We start from the raw sequence: 22,958 nt of genomic DNA, 5'->3' as shown, positions 1-22,958 counted from the left end.
TCCTTTCTCCCCTCAAATATAATCACGATACCCGATAAAAGCGAGCATTCTGCCTGTCTTGCCTTGATCTCGCCGGTGGGAAAAAAATAAAGTCTCATCATCGAAGGTACAATAATTTGTCACCGCTATGTTTTTTTCAGGCAAACCTGCATCATGTAAAATTTTTGCGTTAAGTTTCTTTAAATCCAGCAAAAATCTTCCATTTGCAAGGGGAGTTGCCGCGATTGCTTGATCTTTATCGGATATATTGCTGATTACTTGATGATCCACTTCGTAATTCGCTTTTGAAATACATGGCCCAATAACTGCTAAAAGACTAGATTTAGTCGCTCCATATTCGGTCAGCTTCCATACCATCTTCTCAGCAATTCTCCCAACCGTGCCTCTCCAGCCGGCATGAGCGATGCCTATCAATCCTGAAACAGGATCAAGAAAAAATAATGGGACACAGTCGGCAAAAAACGCTGTGCACAAAACACCTTTTTCCTTGGTATATACGCCATCAATGCTTTTCAGCGATGTATCCAGCCGCTTTGCGCCGCATCCTTTTTCATCTTGTCCGATTTTTTTGATTTCTGTGCCGTGAACTTGTTCACCAGCCACAAAACTTTCCAAAGGCATTCTTACTTTATCAGCGAGTCTTTGTCTGTTCTCTAATACATCGGCTGTTTTATCACCGACATGCAAGCCCATATTCCATGAATCAAAGGGAAGACTGCTGACACCTTGGCAACGGCTGGTAAAACCAGCTGTAAGGCCAGGAAGTTTTTTTTCCCATTTTTCAATATGTAAAGTATTGCCATTAAGCTGCAACGGTTCTGACAATATTCATTCCTCCTGAGCAAACATTTCCTTCTATCATTTTATCATATCTATGAACAATCTGGAAAATTCTTGTCGAATAAATGCTATCAATGCTATTAATTATTTGAAATAAAAAGCTTTGACTGATGCTGATCAGCGATTAAAATGACGTCTGTTCCAATGGTGACGATTTGCTCCCAATAAATGACCATCTCTTCCGCCTTTGCGAACATTCCTCCCTTTTTTCCCCGATCATAGACAATCAATGCGATAATTTTTCCTTTATCAGGGTCTATTTCCAGATCAGCTATGTTACCAAGCTTTCTTCCATCTGCGACAGCTATTACTTCTTTCACTTGCAGATCAGATAATTTTAGCATTATGACTCACTCCCTTGCTTATCTATATGCAGACAGCAAGCTATTCTTTCTTCTTTCTTAACTTATTTCAGGACAACTGGCTATTCAACATTAGAAACATGCTACATGAAGCAAATGGATTTTATATTTGCAGAAAAGCAATGTTTATACATCTATTTTGAATGAAGGACATAAATAGTAAGTCGGTAATTTGAACTTATGATTGACTGATTCATCCGATGCAGAAACAAATACAGTATCGTCCGCAGCATCCATTGCTTTGACTGAAGAAAAATCCACAAAGGCATTTTAATATGCCTCGTGGATTCTTCTTCAAGTTTTGAAAAATAGTTATTTTTTTCGGTCTCATTCAAACATTTCTTTATTCATATGACTGATAGCAGCTTTTTCCAATCTGGAGACTTGCGCTTGGGAAATCCCGATCTCTTCGGCTACCTCCATCTGGGTTTTTCCTTGAAAAAAACGCTTATTCAGGATCATTTTTTCACGGTCATTCAAACGGTGCATGCCTTCTTTCAATGAAAGTTTGTCCACCCAGGTGGAATCCTTATCTTTATCGTCACTAATCTGATCCATTACAAAAATTGGATCACCGCCATCATTATAAATTGGTTCGAATAATGAAACCGGATCCTGGATCGCATCCATGGCAAAGACAATTTCAGAATGCGGTATACCCATTTCTTCGGCTATTTCCATAGCAGTTGGTTCTTTCGATGTTTTGTTGATCAGTTTTTCGCGAACCTGAAGGGCTTTATATGCAGTATCCCTTAATGAACGTGACACCCTAATTGGATTGTTGTCCCGCAAATATCGCCGGATTTCTCCAATGATCATCGGTACAGCGTACGTTGAAAAACGGACATTATGGCTTAAATCAAAGTTATCAATAGATTTCATCAGTCCGATACATCCCACTTGGAAAAGGTCATCGACGTATTCCCCGCGGTTGTTGAAACGCTGAATCACACTTAACACCAAACGCAAATTCCCATTAACGAGCTCCTCTCTTGCTGAAAGATCCCCAGCCTGCATATTTTTAAATAGCTTTTTCATCTCTTCATTCTTAAGTACTGGGAGTTTTGATGTGTCCACTCCGCAAATTACTACTTTATGTCTGGTCATTTCTTACCCTCCCGGATGGAGATGCTGTTCATGGACAGTATCTCCGCCAAGGAGTTTTTTTATGCAGATAGAAATGCCGCACTTTCGAAAAAAAGTGCGGCATGGCATATTGGATAAAGGTTAGACCATTTTATTAAATTCTTTTTGAAGTCTCCTGATAATTTTCTTTTCCAGCCGGGATATATATGACTGCGAAATACCTAGCATATCCGCAACATCCTTCTGTGTCTTCTCTTCTTGCCCCACTAGACCAAAGCGCAGTTCCATTATTTGCTTTTCCCTAGCGTTAAGCTGCTCCAATGCATTTTTTAACAATGACTTATCCACCTTTGATTCCAGATCCCTGGTGATGATATCCTCATCCGTTCCAAGTACATCTGACAGCAGCAATTCATTGCCATCCCAATCGATGTTCAAAGGCTCATCGAATGATATCTCCGATTTCACCTTGTTATTTCGGCGCAAATACATCAGTATCTCATTTTCAATGCATCTGGATGCGTATGTAGCCAGTTTGATTTTCTTTTCTGGATTGAAAGTATTCACTGCTTTAATCAGCCCGATTGTTCCGATGCTGATCAAATCTTCAATATTTATTTTTGTGTTTTCAAATTTGCGTGCGATATACACAACAAGACGCAAATTCCTTTCAATTAACATTGCTCTTGCTGATTTATCACCCTTTGGCAAACGAATAAGGAGCTCTTTTTCTTCTTCCTTCGATAACGGCGGCGGCAAGGCCTCACTGCCGCCAATATAATAGATTTCCTCTGATTTCAAACCAACTTTGATCAGAAGCTTGTACCACCACAATTGCAATCGCAATTTCCAAATCTTCATGTTTTTATCTCCCTTCTGTTCATCAAGCTGTATCCGCTGCATATAGCTTCAATATTTGCGGGTGCAGTAAACAATGATAGGTTTGATCTTTGGCAAGTCTGCCAAACTGGATGCCAATAAGCACTTTGGTTGCAGCGACTTCCTGTTTCCCATATTGAATCATAAGCTTGTCGGGCCGAATAGCGAACAAAAATCCATTCTTCCCTTCCACCCCGTGAAACGGCACAAGTTGAATGTATCCTTGCCACCGTTCTGGAATAGCTTCCAGTTCAAGATGTTCATGTGCTTTTTTCAACATAGCCCATTCATTTTCTCTGAACCAATTCTTTAGGAAAATCTCATCACAAATAACGACACACCTCTTTGTGAGCGGATCAGTTAATTGGTTGCCGCTGTCGATATAACCGTCAGTCAAGTATGTCTCATCTCTTATCGTGATACTGACAGGGTATAATTGATCATATTTGATTTTTGCTGCAGCGTGTTTATCCATACGACGCTTGGTAAAATACCATACAAGCGGAAAACCTATCAACACTAGCAGCCAGCTGACCGGGTCTCCAAAACCTTGATTCATGGTCAACATTCCGTCTGGATTGATGACAGCAGGCCGTTGGGCTATAAAATGGACAGCGATCATCCCTCCGCCAATTGAAAAGGTCACAAAGTAAAACATCGCTAACACCCTCAAGGTGCGATTGACCGTGTTAAAACGAAATGAGATTAGAATAATAGCTATGGAAAATAGTAATTTACCGATAATGGTATTTAAAAATGAATCGGGAAAATAAATAGTGACAGGGACGATAGACGAAGCAAAAAGCGCACCAGTGAAGATTCTGAACTGCTTGGTTTTTTCCCTAGTCAGTGCCTGTGTCAGCAAAATCAACATCCAGTCCAATAATAGATTCAATGCCCAGACAACATCTAAATAAACCGCCACCCCACACTCCCTTTCTTATGCATACGACGTCCATGTTGCTATTTACATGAAATAATGTCATTTTCGTATACTCAGAGTATAACCCGCCACTATCGCAAAGTCTGTCATATCTTGTAGCCATACAGGTACTAATTTCAACTAGTTATCAGGGAGTTTGTCGGGAATTAGAACATAAAAGTTTTAGAGCTCTAGTCTGTAAATATTTCAAACAGGCAGAAAAAATCTTCGGTTTTAAGCAATCTTATATCCAATAAAAAATCCACAAAGCAAGTGTTGTACATGCTTCGTGGATTTTACATTTATAGGCTATGAAATTTTCACAGAGACTTTAATAACATCCCTTTTGGCAAAACATTATCTGTTGCGATTGCGATTTCTGTTGCGCAGAAACGCCGGAATATCAAGAGCTTCTTCATCCTGCTTAGGCTGAGCTGGCTGTTTTGGTTCCCGAGGTATATCCTCCTGCATTTTGGTTGCTGCATGCTGATGGTGGTTAAACGACGGTCTCTGCTTTGGCTGCTGTTGAATATTCTTATTCTCATCAAAGCCAGTGGCAATTACAGTGACAACAATTTCATCTTTCAAGTTTTCATTGATGACTGATCCGAAGATAACATTCACTTCATCATCCGCAGCAGTGGTAACAAGGTCAGCAGCTTCCTGCACCTCATACAGGCTCAGATTGTTGCCTCCTGTAATATTCATTAAAATACCATGTGCCCCATCAATAGATGTTTCCAGCAATGGTGACGAAATGGCTTTTTTGGCAGCCTCCGTAGCTCTGCTTTCGCCTGTCGCAACTCCGATCCCCATTAATGCAGACCCTTTATCAATCATGATGGTCTTCACATCAGCAAAGTCGACATTAATCAATCCCGGTTTCGCAATCAAATCGGAAATCCCTTGTACACCTTGACGCAGAACATTATCGGCTTCCCTGAAAGCCTCGAGCATCGGTGTGTTTTTATCCACGATTTCCAGCAGGCGGTCATTAGGAATGACAATCAATGTATCTACAGCACTCTTCAGGGATTCTATACCGCCAATTGCTTGTGTCGAACGTCTTCTTCCTTCAAATGAAAATGGCCTGGTAACTACCCCAACCGTCAATGCACCAAGATCTTTTGAAATTTGGGCAATGATCGGTGCAGCACCAGTTCCAGTGCCGCCGCCCATACCAGCAGTGACAAAAATCATATCTGCACCTTGAAGCACTTCTTCAAGCTGTTCTTTACTCTCTTCTGCCGCTTTTTTACCAACTTCAGGGTTTGCACCGGCACCAAGTCCTCTAGTAAGTTTCCCGCCGATTTGCAATTTGACTTCGGCTTTAGATAGATTCAATGCCTGGGAATCTGTGTTGACAGCAATGAATTCCACGCCTTCTACACCGTGCTCAATCATACGATTAACAGCATTATTACCGCCGCCGCCGACCCCAATTACTTTTATAGTCGCCAGTTGATCCATATTCATATCAAATTCCAACATACTGTTTCCTCCTAATATGCAAAATCAGCCGATTTTCCAATAATTAAAAATGTCTTCCGTGTTTAAGTTGCCAATTCAAATCATACTTTTTCTGTTTCCATACTAATATCCTATCAATCAAAGAAGTATTTAAAAAGATTAGCAATGCCTGATTCTTTTTTCTTAGGCTCATTTTTTTCCTGCTTGTTGCTCTGTTTTTTAACTTTCTTTGTCTTTGTTTCCGGAATCTCTCCAGCAATCGCAGGGAATATATCTTTCCCTTGTATTTTCGCATTCCGGTATGCAAATTGTAAAATGCCTACCCCAGCAGTAAACTGTGGTTCTCTCACACCTATGTAATCCGGAATGGCTATGCGCACATTGGCTTGAAATAATTCCTGCGCTAGTTCCAACACTCCGGGCATTTTCATGGTTCCCCCTGTGAGCACATATCCTCCAGGAAGCTCATGATAACCCATCTTCCTGATTTCCCTTTCTACATAAGCATATATTTCCTCAAGTCTTGCTTCAATTATATCAGCTACCTGCAATTGATTGAAAGTTTCTTTGTTATTGCTTCCAATAATGGTTGCCTGAAAAACCTCGTCCTCATGTGCGTCGCTGTACAATGCATGACCATGATCTATTTTAATGCCATCGGCTTCGACTGTTGATGTGCGAAGTCCGATTGATAGATCTTTCGTGATATTATCGCCACCAAGTGTCAGCATACTGGTTCCTGCAAGGTGACCATCCTCGAAAACAGAAACTGTCGTACAGCCGCCGCCAATATCAATCAAGGCGACACCTAGATTTTTTTCATCATCGGAAAGTGCCACAGAACCCGCCGCCAATGGCTGAAGACATATATCTCCGATTTGCAGTCCGGCTCTTTCCACACATTTTAATATATTATGCAAAAGTGTTCTGGAACAAGTGATGATTGTCCCTTCCATTTCTAAACGTACGCCGATCATACCACGGGGATCAGTTATTTCATCCAATCCATCCACGATAAACTGTTTCGGGATCACGTCGATGATTTCTCTTTCAGGAGGTACGGAAACAACTTGTGCGCCGTCAATCACCCTTGCGACATCTTCGTCACCGATTTCCCTGTCTTCGCTCTGTACCGCTACGACTCCGTGACAAGGCTGCAATTGGACGTGATTTCCGCTAATACCGACCACTACACTGTCAATATGCATGCCTACCATTCTCTCAGCTTGCTCCACCGCGCTTTTAATGGAATAAACAGTCTGGTCAATATCAACAATTGCCCCTTTTTTTATTCCGTTAGATTCGGCAATTCCAACGCCGATAATATTAAGTGAATCGTTCATTACTTCGCCGATGATCACTTTCGTTTTTGATGTTCCTATATCAAGACTAACTAGCACTTCACTGTTGTTCAAAGAGAGGCACCTCCGATTCTCAAGCATCTTGTTTTCTTCATCTCTCATGCAAGTGCAAAAAAACATACAATTCATATATAATCTATCATTTTATAGGAATTGGCTTAAAAAAGAAACTTATATAAGGTAATTCCATAAATAAGTAAAATTACCTTTATTTGGCTTATGCCAACTTTATGCTAAAACTCCTTATATTTGTACGAGACGACATTGTCTGGTCCGACTGTTTTACAGCCATAAGTTGTGATTCTACATGATGTCGGCCTATTCTTTCTTTTTCTTGAAGGCTTCAAAATAGGCGCCGACCCCAATATGTACAATCCCTTTTTTCGCTGGATCCAGCTGGGCTGTGATTGACGGGTAAATTCGTATGTCATCAGAGAAATGATTGATTCTTCCTGAGACGAGGTTCCCGTCATTCATATAAAGCAGTATCCTGCTTTGGTCTTTTTTTGTCGGCACCCAGTGTATTTCTGAAATCATCCCGAAAATTCTATCAGGCAATTTTTGCAGCTGTAAAGTCATCTGCTTTAAAAAAGCAGTGTCGGAAAATCCACTTAATACAGGCGCATTGCCATCACTGGTATTTTTGGCACGATCTTTCAGAACAGCGCCGTTTTCCAGCACCGGAATATAGCGTCCTTCCTTTTCGATATATCCGACCATAGGCTGCTCTTTCACTTTCACCTGAACAGTCCAGGGTAACTTACGCTGGACTTCTACGCTTTCGATGATTGGATTTTTTTCTAATTTTTGGGCTGTTTCCTTTTTGTTGACTGACCAAATGTTTGTATTCTTTGTCAACTTACTCTGCTGAATAATCTCTTGATCCGTCAAATATGAATTGCCGGTGACTGCCAACTTTTTGATTTTGCTTAAAGGGGATTGGAGATAAACGATGATAGATATCAAACAGAAAAAAATACAAATATAACTTATCATTCGTCTGTTGGCTTTCTTTTTTCTTGCATGCTTCAATTTAGGGATACGATCCTCAATCGAAACAATGTTTTTACTGTCTGTATTATTGTCCATCCACATGTCTTCCTTTATCCATTGTAATCAATTTGGCTGTGTCTTACAGTTTTACCACCTGTTACATAACACCCCGGCAGGCTGCCTGCTTTTTAAAGTATGCTAAAAGATACTCAGATAGAGGCAAAAAATATCTATTTATCTAGCATTATAACATACTGAAGGTGTAAACATACAGTGACATTATCAGTTTGCGAAAAAAATATAGCATTCCGGTTTTCATGAATATATCTCCAGTTGACAAGGAGTAGCAGGCCGGAACTGTCGCTTGTAAATGGGTCACCGGCCTTTGTTCGCAATACAGAAAAAGGATCTTGCCTGTCAGTGAGGCAAGATCCTTTTAAAACAAATCATAACTTCGTCGTCCGGCTGATATTCAACAATATTCCGGCTGAACACAAAGTAAGTGTTAGTGAAGACCCGCCATAGCTCAAAAACGGTAGCGTGATACCAGTTACAGGAATCAGACCAATCACTACACTAATGTTGATCATCGCTTGTATACAAAGCATCGATACGATCCCAAGGCCTAGAAACCTCCCGAATTCATCCGCTGCCTCAAGTGCAACTTTGATTCCCCGCCAAAACAGCAGCGCGAATAACAATATGACAACCGTACCGCCAATGAAACCCAATTCCTCGCCTAAGATAGAGAAAATAAAATCAGTTTGCGGCTCCGGCAAATAAAAATATTTTTGCAAGCTATTTCCAAGCCCCATCCCAAGTAAATGTCCAGGTCCGATTGCATAAAGTGACTGGATAATCTGAAAACCATCACCCAACGGATCCTCCCATGGATTCAAATATGCTGTTATTCTGCTTATGCGATAGGGGGCTGAAGCAATGAGCAATACAAAGCCTGCAACTCCAATTATTCCCAACCATGCAAAATGCCAGATCCTGGCTCCCGCCGTAAATAGCATAGCCATACACGTGAGCACTAAAACCATTCCCGTACCTAAATCGGGCTGCAGCATGATAATGCCAAACGCTGTAAATATAAGTAATAGTAATGGCAAAAAGCCTTTTGTAAATGAAGTGATATATTTCTGTTTCACCGCCAGTGTGGCAGACAAAAAGATAATCAGTCCCAATTTCATAAACTCGGAGGGCTGGATGCTGAATGCACCAACTCCAATCCAACTTTGGGCTCCTCCCCGCTTCATGCCGATTCCAGGAACTAACACCATCAGCAAGAGCAAAAAACAGATGATCAATATGATCTTTGCGTATTTTCTCCATGTTCCATAAGGGATCATCATGGTAACATACATAGCCGCTATACCGGCACCGGCAAACAGCAGCTGCCGCTTCAAGTAATAATACGCGTCGCCGTATTTGTAGCCTGCCCACACATAAGATGAGCTGAATACCATTATAACGCCGATTACAAGCAAAGCTATAATCGTCCAAAGCAATATATAGTCTGGCTTTTCCTTCAGATCCGATTTTTTCTGCAAAAAACAACACCCCTTCACTTCTAGTGCCAGGGGCGTTGCATTACATCACGATATAATGTGCTTATATTTGTTAAGTTAGACAAGCCCCTACTCTAATGTATGCACGGCTTGTATAAACATGTCTCCTCTTTGCTCAAAAGTTTTATATTGATCCCAGCTGGCGCATGCTGGGGATAATAGTATGATATCCTTTGGCACTGATAAAGCATACGCCTTGGGAACCGCATCCGTTATATCGTCAGCAAAAACGATATCTTCAATGCCTGCTTTAACTGCCGTATCATGAATTTTATGTGCTGTTTCTCCAAATAAAACCATTGCTTTGACATGTTTCAGAAAAGGAAGCATTTCTTCAAAACCATTGCCCCGGTCAAGCCCCCCTGCTAATAATATGGTCGGTGTATCAAATGCGGTTAACGCTTTTGAAGTCGCTAAAATATTGGTAGCCTTGGAATCATTATAAAACCTGCGTCCTTGAACTGTCGTTACATATTGCAGACGGTGTTTTACGCCATTGAATGAACCTAAAACTTTCCTGATTCCTTGATTAGAAGCTCCTGATAGTTTAGCTGCTGCAACAGCCGCAAGAATATTTTCAAGGTTATGCTCGCCAACAAGCACTATCTCAGCACGGTCAACAACCTTCTCATCATAGAAATAGATTGCATCCCTATCTGCCCATACCCCATTTTCCAACCTTCGCTTCACTGAGAAGGGGATCTTTTCGGCTTTTGATTGCCGGACCGCCTCGCAAACTACCGCATCATCCGCATTATATACGGCGAAATCATCAGGTGTTTGTCTGGCAAAAATGCGTGATTTTGCCGCAATATAGTTTTCCAATGTGTGGTGATAATCCAAATGCGCAGAAAAAATATTGAGCAAGACAGCAATATGGGGCCGAAAATGTTTCGTCCCCTGCAATTGAAACGATGATAGTTCCAAAACAAGATTTTCGCCTTTCAGCATTGTCGCAGCCGTTTCTGAAGCGACAATTCCAATGTTTCCAGCTACTTTAACTGGGAGAGAACTGTTTCTAAGCATTTCGGTAACCATGGTCGTTGTTGTCGTTTTTCCATTTGAACCAGTGATGCCGATGATATTCGCTTCTGTCAAATAGTTGACAAGTTCAACTTCTGTCACAATAGGTATACTTTTTTCAAGTGCATGCACCAAAACGGGGTTATCATATTTTATACCGGGGTTTTTCACCACCAGCTCTACACCCTCGAGTACGGAGAGCGGATGAGAACCTACCACCGTTTTAACGCCACGTCTTGCCAGTTCCTTGATGTTTTCGTCTTCCGCGTTGGCATTGCCGTCGTTGACAATAACACGGGTACCATTGGCAGCCAACAAATTTGCCGCTGCTGTGCCGCTTTTAGCCAAACCCAGAACAAGTACATTCGTATATGGAAAATCACTAAATTTATTCATCATCCTACCCACACCTCAATATATACCCCAAGAACAGCGAACAACAGTCCGATCAACCAGAAGGTTGTCACTACCCGCCATTCTGACCAGCCTAGCAATTCATAATGGTGATGTAAAGGACTCATCTTAAATACCCTTTTACCAGTCGTCTTGAACGAGATGACTTGAATGATAACGGATAAAGTCTCCACGACAAATACACCGCCGATGATGACAAGCAGCACTTCAAGCTTCGTCAATATGGCGATAGCCGCTATCGAACCGCCTAAGGCGAGGGATCCCGTGTCCCCCATGAATACTTTTGCCGGATGGGCATTAAACACCAAAAATCCGAGCAAGGCACCTACAACTGCCAGGGAAAATATAAATACATCTTCCTGGGGTATATCGTACCAAGCCAGTACAGCGAACGCCCCAAAAGCTATCGCTGCTGTACCAGCCAGCAGGCCGTCGAGGCCATCTGTCAGATTGACAGCATTGGAAGACCCTACCAGCATGAAGATAATCAGTATGGCATAGCCCCATCCAAGCTCCCAATAAATATCTGTTCCGGGTATTTGAATGCTTGTAGGGAAATCCTGGGCCCGCAGTATAAAATAAAAAACAAGGGCGATTACAAGCTGGCCGGCAAGCTTTTGTTTCGAAGTCAATCCAAGGTTCCTTTTCATGACTACTTTAATATAATCATCTAAAAATCCGAGCAGACCATATCCCACAAGCACGAATATCAGCAGCCAAAGCTGATAGCTGATCGTACCGCCAGCATGAACCTTTACAGCCATGATAATTGATGTGGCAACCACACTGAAAATAATCATCAGACCGCCCATTGTAGGTGTGCCGCTTTTCTTTTGATGCGATTTTGGTCCTTCCTCCCGAATGCTTTGTCCAAATTTCAATCGTCTTAAAAAAGGAATAACTATCGGTGACAAAAGGACGGTAACCAGAGCTGCTATTAAAATGGTTATGATTAAAATGGTTACATTCACTTGTTCTCCTCCTCGTACATCATACCGTCCATCGCTATAAATAAATTTGTTTCAATCTGTTAACAGAATTATTCTGTCAGATTGGTTACTTCAAGTACTTCGTTAACCATTGTTTCAAAATTCATTCCCCTTGATGCTTTGAATAGAATCAGAGCTTCTGGCCTCAAGTAAGTCTGCAAATTTTTCAGCAGTTCTTCCTTAGATGCAAAATGTTCGCAAGTGATCCCTGTCTGTCCGCTGTTCATTGCAGAAGCGATATATTGCGCATCATGGCCATATGTAAGCACTGCGCTGATAGGTTCAGTAATGGAATCCGCCATTTGACGATGCCATTGCTCAGCATCGCTTCCCAGTTCAAACATGTCCCCAAGGACAAGTACTTTGACTGCGTATGGTTTTAACTGTTTCACCACTTCGATCGATGCCCGCATCGAACTTGGAGATGCATTGTAAGCATCGTTAATGATGATAGAACCATTTTTCCCTTTCAGCATTTCAAAACGCATCCCGGTCAGTTTCATTTCATCAAAAGCCCGTTGGATTTCATGATGCTGCAAACCAAGTTTTTTTCCGACAGTTATGGCGTAAGCTGCATTCTGACAGTGGTGTTCGCCAAGCAGTGGAATCCGATACGTTTCATCTGCACCTAACCGAAAAACTGTTTGCTGGGCTTCCACGGACACATCATGAATGACAATGTCATTATCCTCATGAAAACCGCATGTGATTGTCTCCTGCGCGTATGTCTGCATTTGCAAGAGCGGTTCATCTCCATTAAAAATGAAGATACCATCGTGTTTAAGTCCTTGAAGAATTTCAAGCTTTGCCCTGGCTATCCCTTCTCTTGAACCAAGGTACTCAATATGTGCTTCCCCGATGTTCGTAATGATGCCGTAATCCGGTTCGGCAATTTTTGTCAATGTTGCAATTTCGCCCGAATGATTCATACCCATTTCAAGAACCAGGACTTCCGTTTTCGGATCCATAGATAAGATTGTCAGTGGAAGCCCAATATGGTTATTAAAGTTCCCATTCGTAAAGTGAGTATTGTATTTTTGCCAAACAACTGCCGAAACAAGATCTTTTGTTGTTGTTTTTCCATTTGAACCAGTAATGCCAATCACGACAGGATCAACTTTATCCCGATATGCCTTGGCTAGCTGTTGCATTGCGAGCAAAGTGTCCTCAACAAAAAACACAGGGAAATCTGCGGGCAAAAAATTCGGCAGTGGTTTGCCTTTCTTCCAAAACGTGGCAATCGCGCCATTATCAAAAGCTTGTTTGATATAATCATGGCCGTCGAATTTCTCACCTACGAGTGGAACGAACAGGGATTTTTCCGCCGCTTTCCTGCTGTCTGTTTCCACAGAATGCACAGAAACATCATTTTCTGGCATTCCGGTAAAGTCTTCAAACAGGCGCATAAGCCAATCTGTATTAAACAACATGATTAACGCTCCTTATTTTTTATCGCTGCAGCCGCTATTTCGCGATCATCAAAATGATGTTTCTCCAAGCCGATTTGCTGATATGTCTCATGGCCTTTGCCTGCTATCAGGATCACATCATCTTTACCCGCCCGTTTAACCGCCTCCGAAATGGCTTGCTCCCGGCTGACAATCACTTCATATACTGCCTCACTGTCTTTTACACCAGCGGTCATATCTGCTAGAATCCCTTCCGGATCTTCCGTTCGGGGATTATCAGAGGTAAATAGCACATGATCGCCATATTTGACAGCTATTTGTGCCATCAAGGGCCGTTTGCCCCGGTCGCGGTCACCGCCGCAGCCCACTACGACATAAACATCACGTTTTGCAAATTCCTTCACTGTCAACAATACGTTTTCCAAAGAATCCGGTGTATGGGCGTAGTCCACAATCACAGCAAAATCCTGCCCGCAGTCAACAGGTTCAAATCTTCCGTTTACTCCCGTAATTTCCTCAAAAGCCGATTTGATATTTTCAAGCGGGACTTGCGCAGCGATTGCCGCACCACAGGCCGCCAGCATGTTGTACACATTAAATAAACCGATAAGCCGGCTGTTGATGGTTGTTTCACCAACTGGCGTGGACAATTTGAAAGCTGTACCACCCGCATGCAATGATATATTTTCCGCAATGATGTCTGCGTCTTTTTCACAGGCATATGTCAATACTTGCTGTGCGGTGCTCCTCATTAAAAGTTCGCAAGAATCATCATCCGCATTGATAACAGCATATTTTTTCTTATGGTCATAACTGTTGCCGAGTTGAGCGAACAGCAAAGACTTTGCCCGCAAATAATCATCCATATCTTTATGATAATCTAAATGATCTTGTGACAGGTTAGTAAAAACAGCAATGTCGTAATCACACCCATAGACCCTGCCTTGGTCCAGGGCATGCGACGACACTTCCATAATCGCTTGTTCTACGCCTTGGTCTAGCATATCGTGGAAGGTTTTTTGTAGAAACAATGCATGGGGCGTCGTATTTTGAACAGGATAAGCATTGTCTCCAATTTTCATTTGTATGGTACCAATCACGCCTGTTTTCTTTTTTTGATTATTGAATATAGACTCAAGCAGATAACTGACAGTTGTCTTCCCATTTGTCCCGGTTATCCCAATCAAAGGGAGCTTTCCCGTTGGATTGTTATAAAAACGTGTACTGATGATCGCTAGTACTCTTGATGTATCTTTTACAATAATGAGAGGGAGCTTTGTCTCTATTTTTCTCTCGGCAAGTATCACACTTGCACCTTTGTCGGCAGCCTGCCCAGCAAAATCATGTCCATCTACCGTCTGCCCTTTTATACAAACGAACAAACTGTTTTCCGTAACTTTTCTTGAATCCATTTCTATTGTGCTTATTTCCAAATTTTCGTCCATGTGTCCAGCAGTTTCATAAAAATCGATACTGGAAAGTATTTCAGCTAATTTCATAAATGAAACATCCTCTTTGGTATAAATAGAATTATCCGGGAACTACAAGTACAGCCATTATAGCATTCGGTAAAAAAGTTATTTTCCGACCGTAATTCCCGGATGAAGTAATTCACATCCAAATTATTATACCAAATTTTCATGTCAATCTCGACGGTTTTCTCGTTTTAAAATAAAATTGATGCTGCAGCCCACCTTGTGAGTAATCGACAATTCAATTTGAATGCCTATCGCTTACTGTCAGACAGATAGAGACGAATGGTTGATCCGGCTTCAAGCTCAGTTCCTGGTTTAGGCTCCTGATCCAGAATATATTCGCCTTTCCCACTAGTCTCTATGTTCAAATCGACCAGGTACTCCAAGAGCTCATCCTTATTCACGCCAATCAAATCTGGAACTTCTACTTTAGGCTGCTCAGGCCACTGTACTTCTTTTTTCAGACCACCCTTTCGCTGCTTGACTCCAAGCGCGCGCAGGCTGTCTCCAATAATAGTTCCAACAATCGGGGCAGCGACCACTCCGCCGAATTGAACAGTGTCCTTTGGGTTATCGACAGCGACATATACCACAATTTGCGGATCATCTGCCGGGGCGAACCCGATGAATGACACTATGTGGTTGTTAGCAAGGTATTTGCCGCCCTCGCCAACTTTTTGGGCAGTACCGGTTTTGCCTCCCACACGATAACCATCTACGTATGCCCCTTTTCCTGACCCATTGGCGACTACACTTTCCAATGCTCCTCTTACCGTTTTTGATGTTTCAGAAGAAATTACATGCTTTTTCAATTTCGGTTCATGTTTTTCCAACACTCTTTTTGTTTTGGGATCAAGCCATTCCTGGGAGATAAAAGGTTCATACAAATTACCTCCATTCACAGCGGCCGAAACTGCCATCACCTGCTGAATCGGCGTAACGGATACACCTTGTCCGAAAGAAGTGGTAGCCAGCTCAACTGGTCCAACATTTTCCGGTTTGAACAAAATGCCTTTTGCTTCTCCAGCCAGATCGATATCGGTTTTCTCTCCAAAACCAAAATTCTGGATATAGCTGAACAATTTCTCTTTTCCAAGACGCTGACCGAGGTTGACAAAACCAGGGTTACAGGAATTTTCCACCACTTCTAAAAACGTTTGATCACCGTGCCCCCCGCTTTTCCAACATCTAATATTCGCTCCTCCAACTTCGATGGATCCCGTATCGTTAAAATGATCTTTTTCAAGATCAACTTTCTTTTCTTCCAATGCGGCAGCTAGTGTGATGATTTTAAATGTGGATCCAGGCTCGAAAGTCATCCAAATCGGCAAATTCCGGTTATAAACATCCGCATCAGCCTTTTGATAATCCTCCGGGCTGAAAGTTGGTCTGCTCGCCATGCCAAGCACCGCTCCGTTTTTAGGATTGACAGCCAAAGCCAGCGCACCATCCGGATTGTATTTTGCCACGGCTAAATCCAGTTCTCTCTCCATAATTGTTTGTACTTTTGAATCAATCGTTGTTTTTAAATCCAATCCATCTTCGGGCGACTTGTAGACGTCAGCTAATTTTTCCATTTTTTTGCCTTTTGCATCAGAATAATACGAAAGACTACCTTTTTTGCCTTTGAGTTTGTCGTCATGATTAAGCTCAAGTCCCATCAAACCTTGATTATCAATTCCTGTAAAACCAAGTACGTGAGCCAGATCATCACCAAACGGATAATGGCGCTTGGAATCCTTGGACAGATAAACCCCAGCCATATTCAAGGTACGCAGTGCCTTTTCCTGCTGGGCATTTATTTTCCGTCCTTCCGGATGAAGACTTACAGACATGGCAGACCTTGTAACATACTCATATGCCTTATCAAAAGACATTCCTAATATTTTTGAAAGGTGCTCCGCTGTTTCTTTGGGATTTTTGATTTGTCTAGGCACCACTACTACTGATGGAGCAGTTACATTTTCAGCCAGAACGACATCATTCGCATCCAGAATAAGCCCTCTTTCCGGCTCAAACACGATATCCCTGCTCCATGAATTATCGGCAAGCGCCATCAGCTTATCCCCTAAAATAAACTGAACATAACCTAGACGGATATCAATGACACCGAACACGATCACACCAATAAGAAAAACAGCGATCAAACGTTTTCTGACTGTTACAGTTGATACACGCTTCACATTTCATCCCCTCTTCATAGATAGGCTTGTATCAACTATATGAATCAAATAAACGAATAGAACACTGTTTTTCTTTTTTATCAACTGTCTGGACTTTGCAGCTTCACATTCCACTTAACATGTTTTTTTACTGATTGCCCAGGTTTGATGCTCTGTGAAGTCACGTAGCCGTTTCCACTTGTGGTCAAATTTAGTTCCAGCAGATTGGATAACTGCATTACTTCACGTAATGACCATCCAGTTACATCCGGCATTAGCGGCTTATCTGTCAGCAGTAGCACTTTTTCATTTTGTAATAATTTTGTTCCTGCAGGTATACTGGTTTTGGTTATTGTTCCGGTTTCACCGAGAACGACCGGTTTCAGCCCTTTGTCCTTTAAAATCTTCTCTGCTTCAACAGTACTCTCTCCGGTCACATCCGGCATTGCAATTTTGGAATTGCTTTTTTCTTTCTTTTCATCTGGCTCAATATCCAAATAATGCAAGCCATTCTCCATCACATTATTGAAGATGAACGAAACAGGCGCTGAACCCAATTCATATGAACCGTCATCTTTCTCTAATTTCGGCTGCTTCACAGAAACATACATCATCAACTGGGGGTCATCTTTAGGCGCCATACCGAGAAAAGAGAAAATATAGTTATCGTATCCTGTCAGGTAGCCGCCGCCATCTGCGTTCGGTATCTGCGCTGTTCCGGTTTTGCCGGCAACAGAATAGTCTTTCAAACTAAAACCTTGCCCTGTTCCGTGTTTTCCGGAAACAACTGTCTCCATTAAATCCCGCATATGTTTTGATGTTTCCGCAGAAATAGGATTGCCAACTACATTAGGTTTTTTTTCTTTTATTATCTTTTTGTTTGAAGGATCAATGATTTTTTTGATGATATATGGCTGCAGCATCTTTCCATCATTGGCTATAGCTGTAGCAGCTTTCATCTGCTGGATTGGCGTCAAGGTACTCCCCTGTCCAAATGAGGTAGTTGCTTTCTCCAGGGGCCAGTTATACAATATTTTACCTTGAGCTTCTCCAGGCAAATCTATTCCCGTTTTTTTATCAAAATCAAATGCTTTGAGATAATCTAAATATTTTTCAGGTCCGAGTTTTTCCCAAGCAAGCTTCGCAGCTGCAACATTGGAAGAACGCTGGAAGCCCTCATCATAAGATATCGTCCCCCACCCTTCTCCGCCATTATGGTCGACGATCGGCTGAATCCGTTCATTGATTCGGTATTTTCCGGATTTATAGGCATCAGACCCTTTATATACACCTTCATTGATAGCTGCTGCCCAAGTGAATATTTTCATAGTGGATCCTGGTTCAAATGGTGTTGATATCGCATCGTTGTACCAGTTTTTTACATTCACGGGGTTATTCGGGTCATAGCTTGGCCGATTGCTCATCGCCAGTATTTCCCCGGTTTTCGGATTCATGACAATCGCAGTCATACGCGAAGGTTCGTACTTTTGCTCGACTTGAGTCAATACATCCTCCAGAAGTGTTTGGATTTTTTGATCAATCGTCAGATAAACATTATCGCCGTCTTCTGGTTTGGTAATGACTTCTTTCGGGTTTAACAGCTTGCTGTTATAATTATCCCTTTCATAGGATATATGACCTTTTTTTCCATGAAGAAGCTTGTCCATCTGCTTTTCCATACCCGTGATACCATGGATGTTCCTCACATAAAAACCATCTTTTGTTTGTTTCTCTTCTGTTTTAGCGAATCCTATAATCTGCGAAGCGAACATGCCATTCGGGTAGTACCTTGTAGATTCCTTGACAAAATCTATACCTGGCAGATTCATCTTACTGATCTTTTCTTTTGTTTTTTGGCTGATACCTTTCCCCAATTTGCCGAATTCAACCTGGCTTCTCCCGTCATCTATCCCTTTTTGCATGATATCTGCCAATTTATTTTTATCAGTACGCAGTAAAGGAGCCAGCTGTTCAGCCGTTTTTTCCGGATCTGTGACATGCATTGGCTCCTTTGAATTTGTAGAGTACTTCCCATCCACAATGGCAAAAATTCGGAACGTTGGCTTATCATACGCGAGCGTCATTCCGTTACTATCAAATATTTTACCACGTTCAGCCGGAATGGAGTATGAGGCTGTTCTCTGCTTATCTGCCCATTTTTTCAGAGATACCCCATCGACATTTCCCGAAGCCTGTATGTATAAAAAGCGTCCGGTTACACCCACGAACATGACTGTAAAAATAATAATCAAGACTCCGGCCATTATGTTGGTCATTTTATTCTTTTTCATCATTCATTCACCTGACTAATTGCCAAGACCACGCGCTTGTTTCACTTTTGCATCTTGTATCTTCAACCCGTTTTCTTTGGCTTTTTTGATAATTCTCTCAGGTCTGCTTAATTCCTTGATTTCATCAGCCAATCCGGCATTTTTTAATTCCTGCTTTTGCACTTTTTGCTCCACGCTTTGAAGATTCCTGTTCAGCGTATCGGTTTGCGAAGAAAAAGTCACCACCAAAATGGAAGCAAGGATTAAACAGATTCCTGCTATAGAATATAATACCTTTTCTCCTTGCGTAATCCAACTACTTTTTCTTACAACCACTTGTTTTTTTACAGGCTCCGCTGCTTGGGCAGTATAATGCTGCTGCCAGCTTCTCACTTTTTCTGCGGCCATCATTTCTTCCCCCTTCTTAATGGCTGAAATTGTCATCCCACTTTTTTATTTTTTCAGCAATTCGGAGCTTTGCTGATCTGGCTCTTCTATTTATGCTTAATTCTGCTTCACTCGGTAATATTGGCTTTCTGGTGATCAATTCGAAAGGCGCCTCATGCGACTCGGGTATGATCGGCAAATGGCGAGGTGTTTCTTTTGCGGTACTCCATTTTTTGAATGCTTGCTTGCAAAGCCGATCTTCAAGCGAATGAAATGTGATCACCGCCACCCTGCCTCCCACTGCTGTCATTCTGGCGGCCTGTCTCAGTGCATCATCCATGGCTCCGAGTTCATCATTTACTGCAATGCGCAATGCCTGAAAAACCCGCTTCGCCGGATGTCCACCTTTTCTTCTTGCCGGAGCAGGTATAGCATCCTTAATAATGTCCACAAGTTGATGTGTGGTTGTGATTTCTTCAAATTTTCTTTTCTCTTCAATTTTTCTTGCAATCTGCTTAGAAAATCTTTCTTCACCGTATTTGAAAAAGATGCTCGCCAGTTCCTGAAAAGACCAGGTGTTGACAATATCCATTGCATCCAAATCCTGGCTCTGATCCATACGCATGTCCAGGGCGGCATCATGCTGGTAGCTGAATCCTCTTTCTGCTTGATCTAACTGTGGCGAGGAAACGCCCAAATCGAACAAAAAACCATCTGCCTGTTCGATATCATGTGCCAATAATTGGGTTTCCAAGTTGCGGAAGTTACTATGGATGAACAGAATCCTGTCACCAAAGTTTTTCAGTTTTTCTTTTGCTGCACGCAAGGCATTTTCATCTTGATCAAATCCGACTAATCTGCCTGATTCATTCAGTTTGGAGGCAATATTCGCTGTATGTCCCCCACCGCCTACTGTACAATCGACATATGTACCATCTGGTTTGATTTTCAAGCCTTCGACTGCTTCACTTTTCAAAACTGTCTCATGTTCAAACAATACAAAACACCCACTTTTTAAATATCAAAATCAAGCAGATTCTCTGAAATCTCGGCGAACGATTCTTCTGAGTCCTCGAAGTAGTCCTCCCATTCGTCCTTCGCCCACAGCTCAATCCGCTCAGACACGCCTATGACTACACATTCCTTTTCCAGGTTGGCGTACTTCCTCAAAGGCTGCGGAATGTTTATTCTTCCCTGTTTATCAATTTCACATTCTACCGCGCCCGAGAAGAAGAATCTTGTGAAAGCCCTAGCGTCTTTTTTTGTAAGTGGAAGTTTTTTCAACTTTTCTTCCAAAGCCTTCCATTCTGATAATGGGTAAGCAAACAGACATTTATCCAGTCCTCGGGTCACAACAAAACTGTCTCCCAAATCTTCTCGGAATTTGGAAGGCATGATAATACGGCCTTTTTGGTCGATGTTGTGCTGAAACTCACCCATGAACATAGACTCTGCCCCACTTTCTTGTAACCATATTACCACAACTCCCCACAAATCACCACCCTGATTCTCAAATTAAATATTTCAATTATAAAACAGTAACTAATAAGCCCTTGCAAAGCAGTATTGACACTTCATTTTTGTTGAACATAAAAATAGCCTGAAAGAAAACAAGGATTTTGTTTTCTTTCAGGCTAAGCCTTTATTTATCAATATTTTACACATGTTTTACGTCAACACATAAAACGGTGGGGGAAAGTGGTGAACATTTAAATACGGACTGCATAATGGCTGTTCTCAAATGAGCAATCATAGCGGGATAACTCAGCAAACAGCGTTGTTCCATAAATATTCAACAACGGCAGCGGATTCCATGTGCGTTCCTGCAAACCTGAAAGGGGATGGAGAACCTGGTCCAGACGATCGAAGTCAGCGACTTGGCTGCTATTCATTTCTTCAACTGCCTGTTGAATTTTATGTTCCACAAAATCAATATTCCGCTCTATATAAAATAAATTTTTATCAGCTACCGCCCCAAGATCTGCACGTAAGTCTTTTGCAATCTCCTGAAGTGGTTGATGGATTTTAGCGATTCCCTTCTTTATCTCTTCCGCCATCTCTTTTACTGGCACCGCCGTTTTCGCCTGTAGCCAGCGCAATTTCAAATGATCCACCCCTTCTTCGACAGCTTCTTTCAAGGGTATACCGTAGCGTTTCAGCAATTTTTCAGTATTATTGTCCAGAAAAGTGAAAGAAAGTCTTTGGACAACTGGCGGCATTTTAATGTCCAGTGTTTCGAAAGCTGGTTTCAATGCTGACCAATAACCGATTTCCCCAGGCCCGGCAACGAATGCGAGGGTTGGCAGCAGCAACTCTTGCATGACAGGTCTGGTGACGACATTGTTGCTTAAATTTTCCGGCGTATTTTCCGCAATACCGAGCAATTCCTTTTCACTTAACACCAGCTGATTCTGTTTTCCAATCCAATTTCCACTCTCGTCCCGTTTAAGCAATATACGTTCTTTGTCTTCATGGAAGAATAGGTGTCCATCTTCCGGCCCTACATCCAGAGCCACCTGATATCCTTCATTTTTCAAGCACTGCATTTGTTCGAAAACACCTGAAGCGATACTTGGCTGCTGCGTGATTAATTGCTTGAAGTAACCTGACTCCAACTGGCGGATTTCAGGATGATTGGAATCAAGCAGAACAAGCCCTTCATTTTCCATCATCGTGAAAATGAATCTTGCAAAAAAATCAACATACGTTTTTGATTGCTTTAAACAATCACAAACGATGGTATATATTGGCTTGGTATGAACCGTTTCATCCAGTTCTGCAAACACATCCTGCAACCATCTTTCGGCGTCGGCCTGATTGATTTCAATATCAGAAACAGACTTTTTTTCTATCACGCGCTGCGGCATTTTATGTTTTGTCAGCTTTTGGCCTGAAGGCATGTAAACATGGTTGATTTCTTCAAAATCATGATCTTCACCAGCAATCCAAAAAACCGGGATGACAGGTATATTCAATTTCTTTTCTTGTTGCCTGGCAAGCTGCAAAATGGAGATCACCTTATGAATGGAATACATCGGCCCTGTGAGCACACCAGCCTGCTGGCCGCCAACCACAATCACGCTATCCGTTCTTTTTAACCGCTTGATATTAGCAATAGCAGATTCAGGTGCTCCCCAATCCCTATTCATCTTCTCCAATACTTCCGCAATTGCTTCACGCTGGAATCTGCGTTTTTTTATATCTGAAACCCTATTGGTGAAATCTGCTTCTGTAAGATGATAATGAAAGAATTGCATGATGGACTGTTTATCATTTCTGTAATCTGAAACCAATTTGTTTGCTTTGCCCGAATATATAGGATCGATCTGCATCTGATTTCAT

General features: G+C 41.9%; 19 protein-coding genes. All 19 read right to left on the bottom strand.

What is annotated here, in order from left to right:
* Nucleotides 1-12: 12 nt before the first annotated feature.
* The 19 genes from pgeF to bshC all read right to left on the bottom strand — a co-directional run bounded on the left by pgeF (nucleotide 13) and on the right by bshC (nucleotide 22,948).
* A complete protein-coding gene (gene pgeF / locus ACFSMW_RS03375) occupies nucleotides 13-825 on the bottom strand; it encodes a peptidoglycan editing factor PgeF (RefSeq protein WP_390353008.1) in 813 nt (270 codons plus the stop codon).
* Between the two features lie 95 nt (nucleotides 826-920).
* Complete coding sequence (locus tag ACFSMW_RS03370) at nucleotides 921-1,184, bottom strand: YlmC/YmxH family sporulation protein (RefSeq protein WP_390353007.1); 264 nt, start codon at nucleotides 1,182-1,184, stop codon at nucleotides 921-923.
* 345 nt (nucleotides 1,185-1,529) lie between these two features.
* Nucleotides 1,530-2,309 (bottom strand): RNA polymerase sporulation sigma factor SigG, encoded by a 780-nt coding sequence (gene sigG / locus ACFSMW_RS03365; RefSeq protein WP_390353005.1) that lies wholly within the window; start codon nucleotides 2,307-2,309, stop codon nucleotides 1,530-1,532.
* 120 nt (nucleotides 2,310-2,429) lie between these two features.
* A complete protein-coding gene (gene sigE, locus ACFSMW_RS03360) occupies nucleotides 2,430-3,149 on the bottom strand; it encodes an RNA polymerase sporulation sigma factor SigE (RefSeq protein ID WP_390353004.1) in 720 nt (239 codons plus the stop codon).
* 22 nt (nucleotides 3,150-3,171) lie between these two features.
* Nucleotides 3,172-4,092: a sigma-E processing peptidase SpoIIGA gene (gene spoIIGA, locus ACFSMW_RS03355; RefSeq protein WP_390353003.1), complete on the bottom strand. Its 921-nt coding sequence runs from the start codon at nucleotides 4,090-4,092 to the stop codon at nucleotides 3,172-3,174.
* Nucleotides 4,093-4,446: 354 nt separating this feature from the next.
* Entirely contained in the window at nucleotides 4,447-5,580 is a 1,134-nt protein-coding gene (gene ftsZ, locus ACFSMW_RS03350) for a cell division protein FtsZ (protein ID WP_390353001.1), read from the bottom strand.
* A gap of 113 nt (nucleotides 5,581-5,693) precedes the next feature.
* Complete coding sequence (ftsA, locus tag ACFSMW_RS03345; protein WP_390352999.1) at nucleotides 5,694-6,974, bottom strand: cell division protein FtsA; 1,281 nt, start codon at nucleotides 6,972-6,974, stop codon at nucleotides 5,694-5,696.
* Nucleotides 6,975-7,238: 264 nt separating this feature from the next.
* A complete protein-coding gene (locus tag ACFSMW_RS03340) occupies nucleotides 7,239-8,009 on the bottom strand; it encodes a cell division protein FtsQ/DivIB (RefSeq protein ID WP_390352997.1) in 771 nt (256 codons plus the stop codon).
* A gap of 350 nt (nucleotides 8,010-8,359) precedes the next feature.
* Nucleotides 8,360-9,469: a stage V sporulation protein E gene (spoVE, locus tag ACFSMW_RS03335; RefSeq protein ID WP_390352996.1), complete on the bottom strand. Its 1,110-nt coding sequence runs from the start codon at nucleotides 9,467-9,469 to the stop codon at nucleotides 8,360-8,362.
* An 87-nt stretch (nucleotides 9,470-9,556) separates the two neighbouring features.
* Complete coding sequence (murD, locus tag ACFSMW_RS03330; protein WP_390353904.1) at nucleotides 9,557-10,906, bottom strand: UDP-N-acetylmuramoyl-L-alanine--D-glutamate ligase; 1,350 nt, start codon at nucleotides 10,904-10,906, stop codon at nucleotides 9,557-9,559.
* Nucleotides 10,906-11,895, bottom strand: coding sequence for a phospho-N-acetylmuramoyl-pentapeptide-transferase (mraY, locus tag ACFSMW_RS03325; RefSeq protein ID WP_390352994.1), 990 nt, complete (start codon nucleotides 11,893-11,895; stop codon nucleotides 10,906-10,908). Before mraY ends, murD begins: the two co-directional genes overlap by 1 nt.
* A 68-nt stretch (nucleotides 11,896-11,963) precedes the next feature.
* Nucleotides 11,964-13,343 carry a UDP-N-acetylmuramoyl-tripeptide--D-alanyl-D-alanine ligase gene (locus ACFSMW_RS03320; RefSeq protein WP_390352993.1) on the bottom strand — a complete coding sequence of 460 codons (1,380 nt, stop codon included), beginning with the start codon at nucleotides 13,341-13,343 and terminating at the stop codon, nucleotides 11,964-11,966.
* A 2-nt stretch (nucleotides 13,344-13,345) separates the two neighbouring features.
* Entirely contained in the window at nucleotides 13,346-14,821 is a 1,476-nt protein-coding gene (locus ACFSMW_RS03315; RefSeq protein WP_390352991.1) for a UDP-N-acetylmuramoyl-L-alanyl-D-glutamate--2,6-diaminopimelate ligase, read from the bottom strand.
* Between the two features lie 227 nt (nucleotides 14,822-15,048).
* Entirely contained in the window at nucleotides 15,049-16,980 is a 1,932-nt protein-coding gene (locus tag ACFSMW_RS03310) for a stage V sporulation protein D (RefSeq protein WP_390352989.1), read from the bottom strand.
* 80 nt (nucleotides 16,981-17,060) lie between these two features.
* On the bottom strand, nucleotides 17,061-19,250 hold the full coding sequence (locus tag ACFSMW_RS03305; protein ID WP_390352987.1) for a penicillin-binding protein: 2,190 nt from the start codon (nucleotides 19,248-19,250) through the stop codon (nucleotides 17,061-17,063).
* 15 nt (nucleotides 19,251-19,265) lie between these two features.
* Complete coding sequence (ftsL, locus tag ACFSMW_RS03300; RefSeq protein ID WP_390352985.1) at nucleotides 19,266-19,640, bottom strand: cell division protein FtsL; 375 nt, start codon at nucleotides 19,638-19,640, stop codon at nucleotides 19,266-19,268.
* Nucleotides 19,641-19,653: 13 nt separating this feature from the next.
* Nucleotides 19,654-20,613, bottom strand: coding sequence for a 16S rRNA (cytosine(1402)-N(4))-methyltransferase RsmH (gene rsmH / locus ACFSMW_RS03295; protein ID WP_390352983.1), 960 nt, complete (start codon nucleotides 20,611-20,613; stop codon nucleotides 19,654-19,656).
* 17 nt (nucleotides 20,614-20,630) lie between these two features.
* Entirely contained in the window at nucleotides 20,631-21,062 is a 432-nt protein-coding gene (gene mraZ, locus ACFSMW_RS03290; RefSeq protein WP_390352982.1) for a division/cell wall cluster transcriptional repressor MraZ, read from the bottom strand.
* Between the two features lie 263 nt (nucleotides 21,063-21,325).
* A complete protein-coding gene (gene bshC / locus ACFSMW_RS03285; protein WP_390352980.1) occupies nucleotides 21,326-22,948 on the bottom strand; it encodes a bacillithiol biosynthesis cysteine-adding enzyme BshC in 1,623 nt (540 codons plus the stop codon).
* Nucleotides 22,949-22,958 lie beyond the last annotated feature (10 nt).

Origin of the sequence: Tigheibacillus halophilus, from assembly GCF_042683165.1 — a bacterium.
Taxonomy (GTDB): domain Bacteria; phylum Bacillota; class Bacilli; order Bacillales; family Amphibacillaceae; genus Tigheibacillus; species Tigheibacillus halophilus.
Note: the sequence above shows the minus strand (reverse complement) of the source record. Positions and strands in the feature narration are given on the sequence as shown.